Source organism: Micromonospora zamorensis, from assembly GCF_900090275.1.
Taxonomy (GTDB): domain Bacteria; phylum Actinomycetota; class Actinomycetes; order Mycobacteriales; family Micromonosporaceae; genus Micromonospora; species Micromonospora zamorensis.
In genome coordinates this window covers 1382942-1396060 of record NZ_LT607755.1, presented here as the reverse complement: position 1 = coordinate 1396060, position 13119 = coordinate 1382942, and the positions used below count along the sequence as shown (strand labels likewise).

Sequence of the window (13119 nt, the reverse complement as noted above, 5' to 3'; positions counted from 1 at the left end):
CGGCCGGTCGCCGTGCGACGGCCCGGCCGGCCGACTCACTCGTCCCGCTCCAGCGGCACCAACTCATCGTCGCGCTCCACCTGGATCGCCGCGTGATCCTTGCGCGGCGCGACCTCCGCGGTGTTCTTGTGCGGGTCGTTGTCCGGGTGCATGAGCACAGCGTCTGTCTTGGGGGTCTTCTCCCGGCTCTCGTCCGGCTGCGACATCGCGTTCCCCTCTCGTCGGCGTCGCTCGGGATCTACCCGCCACCGCGCGGACGACTCCTGCTTGCGCGATACGGCCCAGCGGCGCCCGCAACGTCCCCTGGCTGCCCGGTACGGGGTGGATCGGCCCGCACGGGGCGGGGTTAGCCGCCCGACCGGCGGGTAAGCCGCAGCGCCCGACACGGCGGAAGGGGATCACATGTCCGAACGGCATACCGCACTGCGCTCGATGCACGATCTGGGCCTGGCGGCCTGGTTTGGCGGCTCCCTCATGGGTGCCTTCGGTGTCAACGGCGCAGCGGCGAAAATCAGCGACTCGACCCAGCGACTCCCGGTCGCCTCGGCGGGATGGTCCAGGTGGACCCCCGTCAACGCGGCGGCGATCGGCGCACACCTGGCCGGTGCGGTGGGCGAGCTGGTGACGGAGAGCCCACGAGTGGCGGCCCAGTCCGGCGTCGCCAGGACGAGCGTCATCAAGACCGCGTTGACGATCGGGGCCCTCGCGGTGACCGGTTACAGCCGGTTGCTCGGCATGCGGTTGGAGAAGGCGGGTGGCCCGTCGGTGAGCGGCGCCACCGAACCGAACCACCAGACTCCGGCCAGTGTGGCCTCCTCGCAGCGGCAGATGAAGCTGCTCCAGTGGGCCATTCCGGCACTGACCGGGACCCTGGTGGTGGTCACCGCGTACATGGGCGAGCAGCAGAAGCCCGGGCAGGTGTTCCGGGGGATGCTCGGCCGGGGCGGCGGGATGAAGAGCGCCTCGAAGACCATGATCAAGATGGCGGGGATGAGCAACGGCAAGCGGCCGATGGCGATGGCCGGACGCTGAACGTCGGGCCGGCCGGCGTCCCGCCGCCACCTCGACGGCGGGGCGCTGGCTGGCCCTACGCAGGCTCATCGACGCGCCGCGCAGGCCAGGTGGCGACGACGGTGGGCGGAGACGGCACACCGTCCGCCGGTAGCGGCGGACCGACGAGCGGGGTGGCCATGGCGGCGTACGAGGCACGCAGGGGCGACAACGACCGGCAGGAGCCGGAGGCGGTGAAGCCGTGGGGCACCAGCGACGGCTTCGACGCCGACGCGCCCTGGGGCACGGACGAGGATTCACCGATGGACGAGGGCAGCGAGGAGACCGCGGTGCCCGAGGGGCGGCGCGGAGAGCGACGCGCGGGTGCCCCGGCGGGGCCGTCCGACCCGGCGGGACGGCACGGCTTCGGTTCGGTGGAGCCGACCCGCACGACGATGGCCGGTCCGGGTGCCCCACCCGACCCGGCGCCCAGCGGCCGGACCTTCCCCGACGACGCGGACATCGGCGAGTCGACGCAGGACGCGTTCCGTGCCCGGGGTCGGCGCTCCTGACCCGAACGCCGGCCCTCCCGATCGTCAACCGGTGGGCGACGCCGCCCGGGCCGGGACAGCCTGATCGGCGATCATCGTCTCGGCGAGCAGTTGCGCCAGCCGGGTGGCGTCGCGTTGGGACTGCCCGGCGCAGCAGTTGTTGAACAGCACGTGCAGGTCGTCGGCCTCGGTGGCCAGCTCGGCCAGCAGACCGGCCCAGTGCCGAAGCTCGTCCTCGGCGTACGCGTACCGGAACTTCTCCTGCTTGTCGCCGTCCCGCCAGGCCGCACTGTGGCCGTGGAACCGGACGATCGCCGGCTCCGCCGTCGTGGTGAGGATCGGTGGCACCGACGACGGATGCCCCTGCGGCATGTCGACGCAGACCAGGGACAGGTCGTGCGCGCGCAGCAGGTCCAGGGTGTCCGCCGCGGCCGGACCGTCGAACCAGGACCGGTGCCGCAGCTCCACGCCGACCCGCCACGGCCGGCAGCGCTGCGCCAGCTCGACGATCCGGCGTTCGGCCGCGACGCCGCGGGCCAGCCACGGTGGGAACTGCAACAGCACCACACCCAGCTTGCCGGCCGCAGCCATCGGGTCGAGGGCCGCGCGAAACCGGGCCCACAACTCGTCGTACGCCTCCGGCGGCAGGTCCCGGCGGCGGATCCGGCTCGGGCCGCCCGCCGGGCGCAGGTCCCGGGGCAGCGCGGCGACCGGCGTCGGGTGGCCGGTGAAGAGGCTGAACGCCTTGACGTCGAAGGTGAAGTCGTCCGGGGTGGCGTCGACCCAGCCCTGCGTGGTTTCGGGCACCGGGACGGCGTAGTAGGACGTGTCCACCTCGACCAACGGGAACCGGCCGGCGTAGAAGCCCAGTCGACGGGCCGGTGTGTTGGCCGAGCGCGGATACCACCCGGAGCGCAGCAGCGACTGGTCCGCCCAGGACGACGTGCCCACCTTGATTACACCCATGTCATTCAGTGGACGGCCGCCGGCGCGGATCGGCAACCGCTGGCGGGTCGCGCGTCGCCCCGGTGTCGCGCCCGGGAAGTGTCGGTGCCTCGTCCTACGGTGACACCGGATGAGATTTCGGGTGTCGAGCGCACAGCGACGAAGGGTGGCGGCATGACCAGCACGGAGCAGCTCACCGGTGAGCGGGCCGACCTGTTGCAGAGTCTGCGCAGGCATCGCGGTTTCCTCCTGCAGACCGTCGACGGGCTCACCGACGAGCAGGCGGCCACCTGCCCGACGGTCAGCGCGCTCAGCCTCGGTGGCCTCGTCAAGCACGTTGCCGGCATCGAGCACCGCTGGATGCTCTTCGCCGTGGGCGGCGCGGAGGCGATGGAGCGCGAGGCCGTCGACTGGGTCGGTCAGTTCCGGATGGAGCCGGGCGAGACCCTGGCCGGGCTCGTCGAGCGATTCCAGGGGGTGGCTGCCCAGACCGACGAGCTGGTCGCCACCCTCGACCTGGACGCGGCACACCCGCTGCCGCAGGCGCCGTGGTTCGAGCCGGGTGCGAGTTGGACGGTTCGTCGGGTGCTGCTGCACCTGATCGCCGAGACGTCCCAGCATGCCGGGCACGCCGACATCCTGCGGGAGTCGATCGACGGCGCCAGGACCATGGGCTGACCGGGGCGCCGTTGAGCGTCGACGGCGGCGGGTCTCAGCGCTCCCGCGGGCGGGCCCTGTGCGCGGTGCTCCGGTCCCTCGCGTAGGCGTCGGAGTGACCCCAACGACCGGGGATGTCCAACAGGTCCAACCGACCGAAGCCGGCCGGCACGGCCGGGTTCACCAGCAGGTTGTCGCCGGTGGGTCGCAGCCCCAGCATGGTGCTCAACAGCATCAGCAGCGCACCCGACGACCACGCCTGCGGGCGCCCGGCCGCCGGCAACTGGACGGGATACTTCGTCAGCCGGCGCTCGTGGCCGGCGATCATCTCCGGCACCGCCCCACCGAGGGTCTGTGCCATGTCGAAGATGGCGGCCGCGATGGTGGCTGCCTGGGTGTCGAAGCCGTAGCGGCGCAGCCCGGCGGCGATCAGGGCGTTGTCCGCCGGCCACACGGCGCCCAGGTGGGAGCCCATCGGGTTGTACGACCGCTGCCCGGTGGCGAAGGTGCGCACCCCCCAACCGCCGAACAACCGCGACCCGACCAGGTGCTCGGCGACCGCCCCGGCGCGGTCGTCCGGGACGATCCCGCTCCACAGCAGATGCCCGATGTTGGATGACAGCGCGTCGGCCGGCTCGCCGTACGGGTCGAGGGCCAACGCGTAATACTCCTGGTGCGGCAGCCAGAAGTCCCGGTTGAAGCGCTCCTTCAGCGCCGCGGCTTCCCGCTCCAGACGGTCGGCGTACGCGGGGTCACCCCAGAACTCCCGGGCCAGCCGGGCGCCACGCATCTTGGCGTCGTAGACGTAGCCCTGCACCTCGCAGGTGGCGCGGGGAAAGGCGGGTTGCCGGCCGTTCGCGTCGGTGATCGACTCCGGGGAGTCCTTCCAGACCTGGTTGATCGCACCGTACCGCTCGTTGCGACGCTGGTAGCGCACGTAGCCGTCCCCGGTCAGATCGCCGTACTCGTCGATCCAGTCCAACGCCATCCGGGCCGGGTGGCGCAGCTCGCGGACCAGGTCCGCGTCACCGGACCAGCGCTCGTACTCGTCGAGCAGGACGACGAAGAGCGGGGTGGTGTCCGCCGAGCCGTAGTACAGCGCGTTCGCCCGGTCGCCGAACGCTCCGGACTCGCCGTAGCGCAGATGGGCCAGGATCTTGCCCGGCTCCTCGTCGATGTCGTCGTCGAGCTGACCGCCCTGCATGAGCGCCAGCATGCGCAGCGTCGCGGGGGCCAGTTCGGGAGTGAACGCCATCGTCTGGAGGCTGGTGATGATGCTGTGCCGTCCGCACAGCCACATCGTCCACGGCAGACCCGCGACGGGCACCCGATCGTCGTACGACAACGGCCTGTACCGCAGCGCCGCCAGGTCTGCCAGGCTGCCCCGGTACATCTCCTCCAGCCCGCGGCGCTCTGCCACCAGCTGCGGTGCCCGGTCCATCCAGTCCGCCAGGTCCTCGCGCATCCCGGTCCGCACGGCCCACTGGTGCGACTTGAGGTGGGCGCGCATGTCCTGGCCGTCCTCGCCGCCCATGGTCATGGCGACGTGCAGGTCCGTCTCCCACTGCCCCTCGGCGTCGATCCGGATCCGGAACGTCATTCCCCCCTCGTCCACCTCGACGGGAAGGGTGCTTCGCACTGTGGTCTGGCGGACGAACCGGTCCCGCTGATAGCGCAGCACGAGCTGGTTGTTCGCCGAGTCGGCGGTGGCCTCGACGGTCCGCTGCCGGAGCCCGAGCTCGGCGATGTCGGAGAAGTCGCTGCCCATCTCCATCCGTACGGTGAACTCGGCGGGCTGCGCCGAGTGATTGAGCACGGTGATCTTCTCGTGGAAACAGTCGTGGATCGACCGGTGTCGGATGATCGAGACGTCGGCGTCGACGTAGTGACTCGCCGCGCCGGGCACCAGGAAGAACCGGGTCTCGAAGTACGTCATGTCGTCGCGGGAGAGCGCGTTGATCCGCTCGCCGTCGACCCTGAGCACCCAGTGGGACAGGAAGCGGGTGTCGAACGCGAAGAGACCGACCGGCTGCTGCGGGTCGACCTCCATGTCGCCCTGAGCGTCGCTGTTGGCGAACACGCTGCCGGCGATCACGTGGAGCAGTTCCTGCCTCACCGCCCGGCCTCCCCGGTGGCCACCGCGTCCCGCTCCGGTGCCCGGCGCGCCAACGCGGCCCGGCCGAGCTCCCGCGGGTGGCGGGCGCCGGTCGGCCCCGGGAAGATTCGCCGCAGCAGCATCAACAGTTGGATGTTGCCCTGCACGCTCAGCTCGTTGCGCAGCAGAGCCGCGCCCGGATGCAGCTCACCGTTGACCATCTGGTCGACGACCGACCGGTCCGCCCGGACCACCAGCTCGGCGTCGTCGGCCGAGCGGGCCACGTTGACGTGCTGGTCGGAGATGGTCAGATACCAGTGGTCGGTGCAGCCGTCGGCGCGTACGTCCAGCCGCAGTGTGCCCGCTGTGGTTTCCGGCAGGTCGGGGCGCCGGCCGGAATCCAGCTGTCGCAGGTACTGCTCCGCCGTCGTACGCATCAGGTTCCCCTCCCCACGGTTCTCCGCAGGATCACCGGCGCCGGGGTGACGCCGGTTCACCCGCATCGGATGAGGGCCACCGAGCTTGCGCCCGCGTCGGCCCGTTTGCGCGGCGGCAGAGCGGGCAGCCACCGGTCCAGCCGAGAGTCAGGACGGACGGGAGCATCGGATGCGCGCGCTGCGGTTGCAGGAGTGGAAGTCGGAACCGGAGTTGGTCGAGGTCCCCGATCCGACGCCCGGGCCGGGTCAGGTGGTGGTCCGGATCGGCGGCGCCGGCGCCTGCCATTCCGACCTGCACCTGATGGACGACTTCGAGCCGGGCGCCATGCCCTGGAACCCACCGTTCACCCTCGGCCACGAGAACTCTGGCTGGGTGCACGCCCTCGGTGACGGCGTGACCGGGCTGTCCGTCGGGCAACCAGTAGCCGTCTTCGGCCCGTGGGGCTGTGGCACCTGCGCCCGCTGCCGGGTCGGCGTCGACCCGTACTGCGAGAACCCTGCCGGTGCACCGGTGCCGAGCGGGGGTGGCGGCCTTGGACTGGACGGCGGCATGGCCGAGTTCGAGCTGGTCCCGGACGCCCGGCACGTCGTACCCCTTCCCGAGGGGTTGGATCCGGTGGACGCCGCGCCGCTGACCGACGCGGGCCTCACCCCGTACCACGCCGTCCGGCGGTCCTGGGCGAAGCTGCCGCCGGGCAGCACGGCAGTGGTCATCGGGGTCGGCGGGCTGGGGCATGTGGGCGTGCAGATCCTCAAGGCCACCACAGCTGCGCGGGTCATCGCGGTGGACACCCGCGCCGAGGCGCTGCGGCTGGCCGAGGAGTGCGGCGCCGACCGCACCGTGATGTCGGGTCCGACCGCCGCCGAGGAGATCCGCGAGGCAACCGGCGGTCGGGGTGCCGACGTGGTGCTGGACTTCGTCGGTGCGGACGCCACCATGGCGCTCGGTGTGGCGGCCGCCCGCACCGTCGGTGACCTGACCATCGTGGGCATCGGAGGGGGCACCGTGGCGGTGTCGTTCTTCTCGGTGCCGTACGAGATGAGCATCGCTACCACCTACTGGGGCAGTCGCCCGGAGCTGGTCGAGGTGCTCGATCTGGGTGCCCGTGGCCTGATCCGGCCGAGGACCACCACCTTCGCCCTGGACGACGCCCTCGACGCGTACCGGCAGATGCGCGACGGCACACTGGACGGCCGGGCGGTGATCGTGCCCTGAGCCCGGCGGACCCCGGTCAGCCGGGCTTGATCAGGCCGCGAACGTAGGCGGCCTGGCCGACGTGTTGCAGGTCGTCCTCGGCGACGCTGACCAGTCGGACGCCGAGGGTGACCGGCGGGTCCCACCCCTCGTCGACCACCCGGTCCAGGTCCGCCGGGCGCAGACCGGCCACGAACGATCCGGTACGCGACGCTACCGCCTCGTAGTAGTCGATCAGCGCCTGTGCGCTCTCCGGTCGCACCGCGGCAACCTGCGCGGGCGAGTGCCCGTAGCCGGTGTTGTCGGGGTCGGCGGTGAGGCCGAACCGGCCCGCCCAGTCGCCGCTCACCCAGATCTGCTCGGCGTCGAGCAGGTCGGCGACGTGGTGGTCCTGCACCCGGGTGAGGTGCCAGACCAGCCAACCGATCGAGTTGGTGCCCGGCCCGGGCTCGTGGCGCAGTTGCTCCGGGCTGAGCCCGTCGACCGCCGCGCGGACGAGGTCGGGCAGCCGGTCGTACGTCTCGGTCAGCAGGTCACTCACGTCCACCGGGCACGCCTCCTGGTCGGTTTCGCACCAGGTACCGCCGGAGACGGGTGCTCAAACCTCGGCCGCTACGGTGATCGAATGGTCGCGGCGTTGGAGTTGTATCTGGACCCGGACGCCAGCCGCCGCATCCGGGTGCTGTGGGACGCGCTGGAGGCCGAGGGCGTGCAGAGCATGCGTTCGCTGCTGGAGCGGCGCCACCGACCGCACGTCTCTCTCGCGGTGGCGCCCCGCTTCGACCCGGAGCAGGTCGCCGAGGCGCTGCGCGGGACGGTGGTCGCGGCCCCGCTGCGCCTCGACTTCCAACACGCCGGCCAGTTCGTCGGTCGGGTGCTCTGGCTCGGCCCGGCGCCCACCCCGGAGCTGCTGGCCCACCAACGCCTGGTGTCCGACCGGCTCACCGCCGCCGGCATCCCGCTGGCCGAGCACTACCAGCCGGGTCGCTGGGTGCCGCACTGCACGCTCTCCATGCGGGTGCCGAACGCGCTGATGGCCGCCGCGGTGCGGCGCTGTCTGGAGGTGTTGCCGCTGGCCGCGACCGTGGTCGGCGCGGCGCTCACCGACCACGCGCGCGGCATCGCCCATCCACTGCCCTGAGCACTGTCCAGGGGTCTGCCCCCTGACGGGCGCGGAAGGCACCCACAAATGTCCGGTTTGGCGGGCGACAGTCGGGAAACTGAAAACAAGCGGTGGTGACGCGGCCCGACGTGGGATGGTTCGACATGGATGCCGTACCGGTGGTGACCTGCCCGAGCGCGGGTGGCCCGGCCGGTGGCGCGGGCGCACCCCGTGTCGCCGAGGCGGCTTCGACGAGGAGAGGCAGTGCCTATGCAGGCTCAGCGCAGGCCACCGCGCGCGGAGCGGAGCCAGACCCGGGACGACCGGACCGGGGGCGGAATGACCGGGGCGGCCACGCCACTGACGATCTGGGCCGCCGCCGTGCTGCTCGGCCGGATCAGTGCCGGCGACGACGACGTCGAGGACGAACGGCACATCCTGCGCGGCATCGAGTGATCCCGGCCGCGCGGCTCACAGCCAACCGCGCCGCTTGAAGATCAGGTAGAGGGTGCCGCAGACCAACAGCATCAGCAACAACGCGAACAGGTAGCCGAAGCGCCAGTTCAACTCCGGCATGTGGACGAAGTTCATCCCGTACACGGTGCCGATGAGCGTGGGAGCGAACAGGATCGCCGCCCAGGACGAGACCTTCTTCAGCTCCTCGTTCTGCGCGTAGCTGGCCGCGGTGAGGCTGCGCATCTCCTCGTTCTGCTGCTGCGAGACGAGCGTGGCGTTGACGGTGAGGATGTTCTGCAACAGGTGCCGGAACCCGTCCACCCGCTCCACGACCTGGGTCAGGTGGTCGGTGACGTCGCGCAGGTAGCGGCGCAGCTCCTCGTCCTCGCTGCCGCTGCCGGCGCCGTCGGCCAGCGCGTCGAGCACCGTGAGCAGGGGGCGGGCGGCCCGCTGGAACTGGATGACCTCGCGGCTGAGGCCGTAGATGCGCCGGCTCGCGTTCGGGTCGCCACCGAACACCTCGGTCTCGATCTCGTCGATGTCGTTCTCCAGCCCGGCCACCACCGGCGCGTACCCGTCGACGACCTGGTCGAGGATCGCGTACAGCACCGCCTCCGGGCCACGGGCAAGCATGTGCGCCTCGGTCTCCAACCGCCGCCGCACCGCGGCCAGGTCCGGTGCCTCACCGTGCCGGACGGTGACCACGAAGCCCGGCCCGATGAACAGGTGCAGCTCGGAGAACTCGACCTCCTCGCGCAGGTCGTCGTAGCGGGCGGCGCGCAGCACCACGAACAAGGTCTCCCCGTACCGTTCCAGCTTGGGGCGCTGGTGGGCGTTGATCGCGTCCTCGACCGCCAGGTCGTGCAACCGGAACTCCCGGGCCAGCGAGGTGATCTGCTCGATGTCGGGCCGGTACAGACCGATCCAGGCCATCGCGCCGTCCTGCTCCTGCAGGCAGCGGTACGTCTCGGCGAGGCCGGACGGCGAGGCGAACCGGTGGCCTCGGATGTAGACCGCGCTGTCCACCAGCCCGCCGGCCGGCGCAGCGGACGAGTCCGTGGACGGCGGCACGCCCACCCTGGTCTCGTACTCGTCGAGTTGGCGACCGAAGCCACCACCCGGGCGGAAGCGACGGCCACCGACCATGCCCAGTCCCCTCCCCCGGCGACGCCCGGCACGGCGCACGCCCGCCGACCCGGGGGCGCTGCTTCCCCCCTGCCCCGGGCCCGAAACCCGCTGCGGCGGCCGCTGGGTTCCGCGCACCGGCGGACGGGCGCCGTACGACGGGCGGATACTCACGGTGACCATGGGCGGGATGACGGGGGACGCTCCGGTGGAGGTCGACAGACGCGCGGGCCGGCTGCGGAGGTGGCTGCTCGGCACCGGCTCGGAGCAGCCCGTGCAGCACCCGGGGCCGCACGGGCGACCGCCGGAGCGCCGGCACCACCCGTGGTGGAAGGTGATGTGCCTGACCGGCGTCGACTACTTCTCGACGCTCGGCTACCAGCCGGGCATCGCGGCGCTGGCCGCGGGGGCGCTCTCGCCGGTGGCGACCCTGGTGCTGGTGCTGGTGACACTGCTGGGCGCGCTGCCGGTCTACCGGCGGGTGGCGGTGGAGAGCCCACACGGTGAGGGTTCCATCGCGATGCTCGTACGCCTGCTGAGCTACTGGCCGGGCAAGTTGCTGGTGCTGGTGCTGCTCGGTTTCGCGGCCACCGACTTCATCATCACCATCACCCTCTCAGCGGCCGACGCGACAGCGCACATCGACGAGAACCCGTTCTGGCCCAGCGGGCTCAAGGGACACGAGGTGCTGGTCACGCTGGTGCTCGTGTCGCTGCTGGGCGCCGTGTTCCTCAAGGGATTCACCGAGGCCATCGGGATCGCCGTCGTCCTGGTCGCGCTCTACCTGGGGCTGAACGCGGTGGTGATGGTCGACTCGCTGTGGCGGGTGGTGACGCACCCGAGCGCCGTCGAGGACTGGACCACCACGCTGAGCACCGGGCACGGCGATCCCTGGATGGTGGTCGGGCTGTCGTTGCTGGTCTTCCCGAAACTGGCGTTGGGGCTGTCCGGTTTCGAGACCGGAGTGGCCGTCATGCCGAGCGTACGAGGCGACCCGCAGGACTCCGAGGCGCGCCCGCTGGGCCGGATCCGCGGCGCGCGCCGGCTGCTCACCACCGCCGCGGTGATCATGAGCGTCTTCCTGATCACCAGCAGCGTGACGACCACCGTCCTGATCCCGCCGGAGGCCTTCCAGCCGGGTGGGCCGGCGAACGGCCGGGCGCTGGCCTACCTGGCGCACGAGCACCTCGGGGAGGTGTTCGGCACCGTCTACGACCTGTCCACCATCGGGATCCTCTGGTTCGCGGGGGCCTCGGCGATGGCCGGTCTGCTCAACCTCGTACCCCGGTATCTGCCGCGCTACGGCATGGCACCCACCTGGGCGCGTGCGGTCCGGCCGCTGGTGCTGGTCTTCACCGCGGTGGCGTTCCTGATCACGATCCTCTTCAAGGCCAGCGTGGACGCGCAGGGCGGCGCGTACGCCACCGGGGTCCTGGTGTTGATCACGTCGGCGGCGACGGCGGTGACGCTCGCGGCGAGACGGCGACGGCAGCACGGCCGCACCATCGCGTTCGGAACCATCGCGGTGATCTTCATCTACACCACACTGGCGAACGTGGTGGAACGCCCCGACGGAGTCAAGATCGCGGCCTGCTTCATCAGCGCGATCATCGTGGTCTCCGTGCTCTCCCGGTTGTCCCGGGCCTACGAGCTGCGGGTCAACCAGGTCGAGCTGGACCCGGTCGCGACCCGGATGATCGACGAGCGCATCGGGCGGCGGATCCGCCTCATCGCGCACGAACCCGACCGCCGGGACGTGGCGGAGTACCGCGCCAAGCTGGCACAGACCATGGCGGACAACGACTTCCCCGACGACAGCGACGTCATCTTCGTCGAGGTGCACGTCACCGACCCCTCGGACTTCGAAACCGAACTGCTGGTCCGCGGCAGCATGGCGGACCACCGCTTCCCGGTGCTCAGCCTGGCCAGCTCCTCGGTGCCCACCGCGCTCGCCGCCCTGCTGCTGGAGATCCGCGACCGGAGCCGGCGACGCCCACACATCTACTTCGAGTGGAGCGAGGGCAGCCCGGGCCGCAACATCCTGCGCTACCTGGCGTTCGGGCAGGGTGCGATCGCCTCGGTCACCCGGGAGATCCTGCGCCGCCAGGAGCCCGACCCGCGCCGCCGGCCGCACGTACACGCCAGCTGACCTGGGGGGCCGGGCACCCCGTCGCGCACGGTGAGCGTGCTCATAACGACTGGACGACCCACCGGTGCCTGCTGCTAGCCTCGGCCCAGGTCATGAGCGCCAGCGCGAAGCCCCGGCTCGCTGGCCGGCAACCCTCCTCCGCGGTGGGGTGCCCCGGGTGAAGACCAGGCACCGGCACGACGTCGGTGCAAGCGTGGCCTGGCACCCAGGTCAGCACAGACCCGGGAGAACCATGCGCATCCTCAGCACCGCCCCACCGACCGACGTCGCAGAACTCCGCGCCGGTTGGCCCTCGCCGGCACTGACCCGGCGACGGCACGTGGACATGATGCGAATGTGCAGCGCCGCCTGTCGCGGCATGACGCACTAGCGCAGCACTTCTCCCGAACCCTCTCCCTCACCGGTACGCCCATCGGGCGCACCGTCGGCGACGCACACCCGTGCGTGCCGAGACACGACCTCTCGGAGACACCCGTGCGACTTCTTCCTGCCCTGACCCGTGCCGCCGCCCTCGGCGCGGCCACCATCCTGGCCGCCACCGCGCTCACCGCCTGCGGCGACGACAGCTCGTCCGACGCCACCGCCAACCCGTACGGCCTGGCCCAGCCGGGCGTGCTGCGGGCCGGCACCCTGACCGACGCCCCGCCGAACGTCTTCCTCAAGGACGGGAAGTTCACCGGCTTCGACAACGACCTGTTGATCGCTGTGGCCGGCAAGCTCGGCCTCACCGTGGAGTTCGTCGGCACCGACTTCTCCGCGTTGCTCTCCCAGGTCAACAACCGCAAGTTCGACGTCGGCAGCTCCTCGATCACCATCACCGAGGCGCGGAAGAAGACAGTCGACTTCGGCAACGGCTACGACTTCGGCTACTTCGGCCTGGACGTCCCGGCCGGCTCCCCGATCACCGGCTTCGACCAGCTCGCCGGCAAGCGGGTCGTGGTAGTGCAGGGCACCGTCCAGGACGACTACGCCAGCGGAAAGCAGCTCGACCCGGTGCGGGTGCCGGACTACAACGGCGCGATCAACCAGCTCAAGGCCGGCACCGCCGACGCGTGGATCGCCCCGGCCGAGATCGGCGAGAAGTCGGCCGCTGACAGCAACGGCAAGATCACCGTGGCTGCCAAGCAGCTCAGCCCGACGCCGACCGCGTACGCCGTCGCCAAGGGCAGCGACAAACTGCGCGAGGCGCTGAACAAGGGCCTCGACGAGGTCATCGCGGACGGCACGTGGAGCCGGTTGCAGGCGCAGTACTACCCGGGCCGGCCGATCCCGGCGGACTTCACGCCGGGCAGCGGCACCGTGGCGGCACCGTCCGCGTCCGTTGCGCCGTCGGCGACCGGGTCCGCTGCGCCGTCGGCGTCCACCTCCGTCGCGCCGTCGGCGTCCGCGTCGACCGCGTCCTGAACCGGTGACGAGC

14 protein-coding genes and 1 riboswitch are annotated in these 13119 nt (G+C 71.5%); of the genes, 8 read left to right on the top strand and 6 right to left on the bottom strand.

From position 1 onward, the window contains the following. Positions 1-35: 35 nt before the first annotated feature. On the bottom strand, positions 36-206 hold the full coding sequence (locus GA0070619_RS32175; RefSeq protein WP_157743920.1) for a hypothetical protein: 171 nt from the start codon (positions 204-206) through the stop codon (positions 36-38). A 196-nt stretch (positions 207-402) separates the two neighbouring features. Here GA0070619_RS32175 and GA0070619_RS06305 point away from each other — a divergent pair, with 196 nt between their 5' ends. Together GA0070619_RS06305 and GA0070619_RS06300 are read left to right on the top strand one after the other, a co-directional pair. After that, positions 403-1032, top strand: a complete 630-nt coding sequence (locus GA0070619_RS06305; protein WP_088947191.1) for a hypothetical protein — start codon at positions 403-405, stop codon at positions 1030-1032. Positions 1033-1121: 89 nt separating this feature from the next. Beyond that, positions 1122-1562: a hypothetical protein gene (locus tag GA0070619_RS06300; protein ID WP_231927297.1), complete on the top strand. Its 441-nt coding sequence runs from the start codon at positions 1122-1124 to the stop codon at positions 1560-1562. Between the two features lie 24 nt (positions 1563-1586). On the opposite strand, the gene GA0070619_RS06295 is transcribed toward GA0070619_RS06300, so the two are convergent. Beyond that, positions 1587-2507 carry a DUF72 domain-containing protein gene (locus GA0070619_RS06295; RefSeq protein WP_088947189.1) on the bottom strand — a complete coding sequence of 307 codons (921 nt, stop codon included), beginning with the start codon at positions 2505-2507 and terminating at the stop codon, positions 1587-1589. 153 nt (positions 2508-2660) lie between these two features. Between GA0070619_RS06295 and GA0070619_RS06290 the strand changes: the two genes are divergently transcribed. Further along, a complete protein-coding gene (locus GA0070619_RS06290) occupies positions 2661-3164 on the top strand; it encodes a DinB family protein (protein WP_088947188.1) in 504 nt (167 codons plus the stop codon). A 34-nt stretch (positions 3165-3198) separates the two neighbouring features. On the opposite strand, the gene GA0070619_RS06285 is transcribed toward GA0070619_RS06290, so the two are convergent. After that, a complete protein-coding gene (locus tag GA0070619_RS06285) occupies positions 3199-5259 on the bottom strand; it encodes an amylo-alpha-1,6-glucosidase (RefSeq protein ID WP_088951591.1) in 2061 nt (686 codons plus the stop codon). Next, positions 5256-5675 (bottom strand): SCP2 sterol-binding domain-containing protein, encoded by a 420-nt coding sequence (locus GA0070619_RS06280; protein ID WP_157743919.1) that lies wholly within the window; start codon positions 5673-5675, stop codon positions 5256-5258. Before GA0070619_RS06280 ends, GA0070619_RS06285 begins: the two co-directional genes overlap by 4 nt. A gap of 169 nt (positions 5676-5844) precedes the next feature. Between GA0070619_RS06280 and GA0070619_RS06275 the strand changes: the two genes are divergently transcribed. Further along, positions 5845-6891, top strand: coding sequence for an NAD(P)-dependent alcohol dehydrogenase (locus GA0070619_RS06275; RefSeq protein WP_088947187.1), 1047 nt, complete (start codon positions 5845-5847; stop codon positions 6889-6891). A 16-nt stretch (positions 6892-6907) separates the two neighbouring features. Here GA0070619_RS06275 and GA0070619_RS06270 read toward each other — a convergent pair whose 3' ends face one another. Continuing rightward, entirely contained in the window at positions 6908-7417 is a 510-nt protein-coding gene (locus GA0070619_RS06270) for a mycothiol transferase (RefSeq protein WP_088947186.1), read from the bottom strand. A gap of 78 nt (positions 7418-7495) precedes the next feature. On the opposite strand from GA0070619_RS06270, the gene GA0070619_RS06265 reads away from it, so the two are divergent. After that, positions 7496-8011, top strand: coding sequence for a 2'-5' RNA ligase family protein (locus tag GA0070619_RS06265; RefSeq protein WP_088947185.1), 516 nt, complete (start codon positions 7496-7498; stop codon positions 8009-8011). Positions 8012-8236: 225 nt separating this feature from the next. Beyond that, positions 8237-8428 carry a hypothetical protein gene (locus tag GA0070619_RS32170; protein WP_141908638.1) on the top strand — a complete coding sequence of 64 codons (192 nt, stop codon included), beginning with the start codon at positions 8237-8239 and terminating at the stop codon, positions 8426-8428. Between the two features lie 15 nt (positions 8429-8443). Here GA0070619_RS32170 and corA read toward each other — a convergent pair whose 3' ends face one another. Continuing rightward, positions 8444-9574 (bottom strand): magnesium/cobalt transporter CorA, encoded by a 1131-nt coding sequence (gene corA / locus GA0070619_RS06260; protein WP_088947184.1) that lies wholly within the window; start codon positions 9572-9574, stop codon positions 8444-8446. Between the two features lie 169 nt (positions 9575-9743). Between corA and GA0070619_RS06255 the strand changes: the two genes are divergently transcribed. Together GA0070619_RS06255 and GA0070619_RS06250 are read left to right on the top strand one after the other, a co-directional pair. Next, positions 9744-11702: an APC family permease gene (locus GA0070619_RS06255; RefSeq protein WP_088951590.1), complete on the top strand. Its 1959-nt coding sequence runs from the start codon at positions 9744-9746 to the stop codon at positions 11700-11702. A gap of 88 nt (positions 11703-11790) precedes the next feature. Then, a riboswitch (SAM riboswitch) is annotated at positions 11791-11902 on the top strand. A 274-nt stretch (positions 11903-12176) separates the two neighbouring features. Beyond that, positions 12177-13106 carry an ABC transporter substrate-binding protein gene (locus tag GA0070619_RS06250; RefSeq protein ID WP_088947183.1) on the top strand — a complete coding sequence of 310 codons (930 nt, stop codon included), beginning with the start codon at positions 12177-12179 and terminating at the stop codon, positions 13104-13106. Positions 13107-13119: the final 13 nt, after the last annotated feature.

Coding starts and splice junctions, on each gene's coding strand:
- GA0070619_RS32175 (WP_157743920.1), bottom strand. CDS start 206: ATGTCGCAGCCGGACGAGAGCCGGGAGAAGACCCCCAAGACAGACGCT.
- GA0070619_RS06305 (WP_088947191.1), top strand. CDS start 403: ATGTCCGAACGGCATACCGCACTGCGCTCGATGCACGATCTGGGCCTG.
- GA0070619_RS06295 (WP_088947189.1), bottom strand. CDS start 2,507: ATGGGTGTAATCAAGGTGGGCACGTCGTCCTGGGCGGACCAGTCGCTG.
- GA0070619_RS06290 (WP_088947188.1), top strand. CDS start 2,661: ATGACCAGCACGGAGCAGCTCACCGGTGAGCGGGCCGACCTGTTGCAG.
- GA0070619_RS06280 (WP_157743919.1), bottom strand. CDS start 5,675: ATGCGTACGACGGCGGAGCAGTACCTGCGACAGCTGGATTCCGGCCGG.
- GA0070619_RS06275 (WP_088947187.1), top strand. CDS start 5,845: ATGCGCGCGCTGCGGTTGCAGGAGTGGAAGTCGGAACCGGAGTTGGTC.
- GA0070619_RS06265 (WP_088947185.1), top strand. CDS start 7,496: ATGGTCGCGGCGTTGGAGTTGTATCTGGACCCGGACGCCAGCCGCCGC.
- corA (WP_088947184.1), bottom strand. CDS start 9,574: ATGGTCGGTGGCCGTCGCTTCCGCCCGGGTGGTGGCTTCGGTCGCCAA.
- GA0070619_RS06255 (WP_088951590.1), top strand. CDS start 9,744: ATGACGGGGGACGCTCCGGTGGAGGTCGACAGACGCGCGGGCCGGCTG.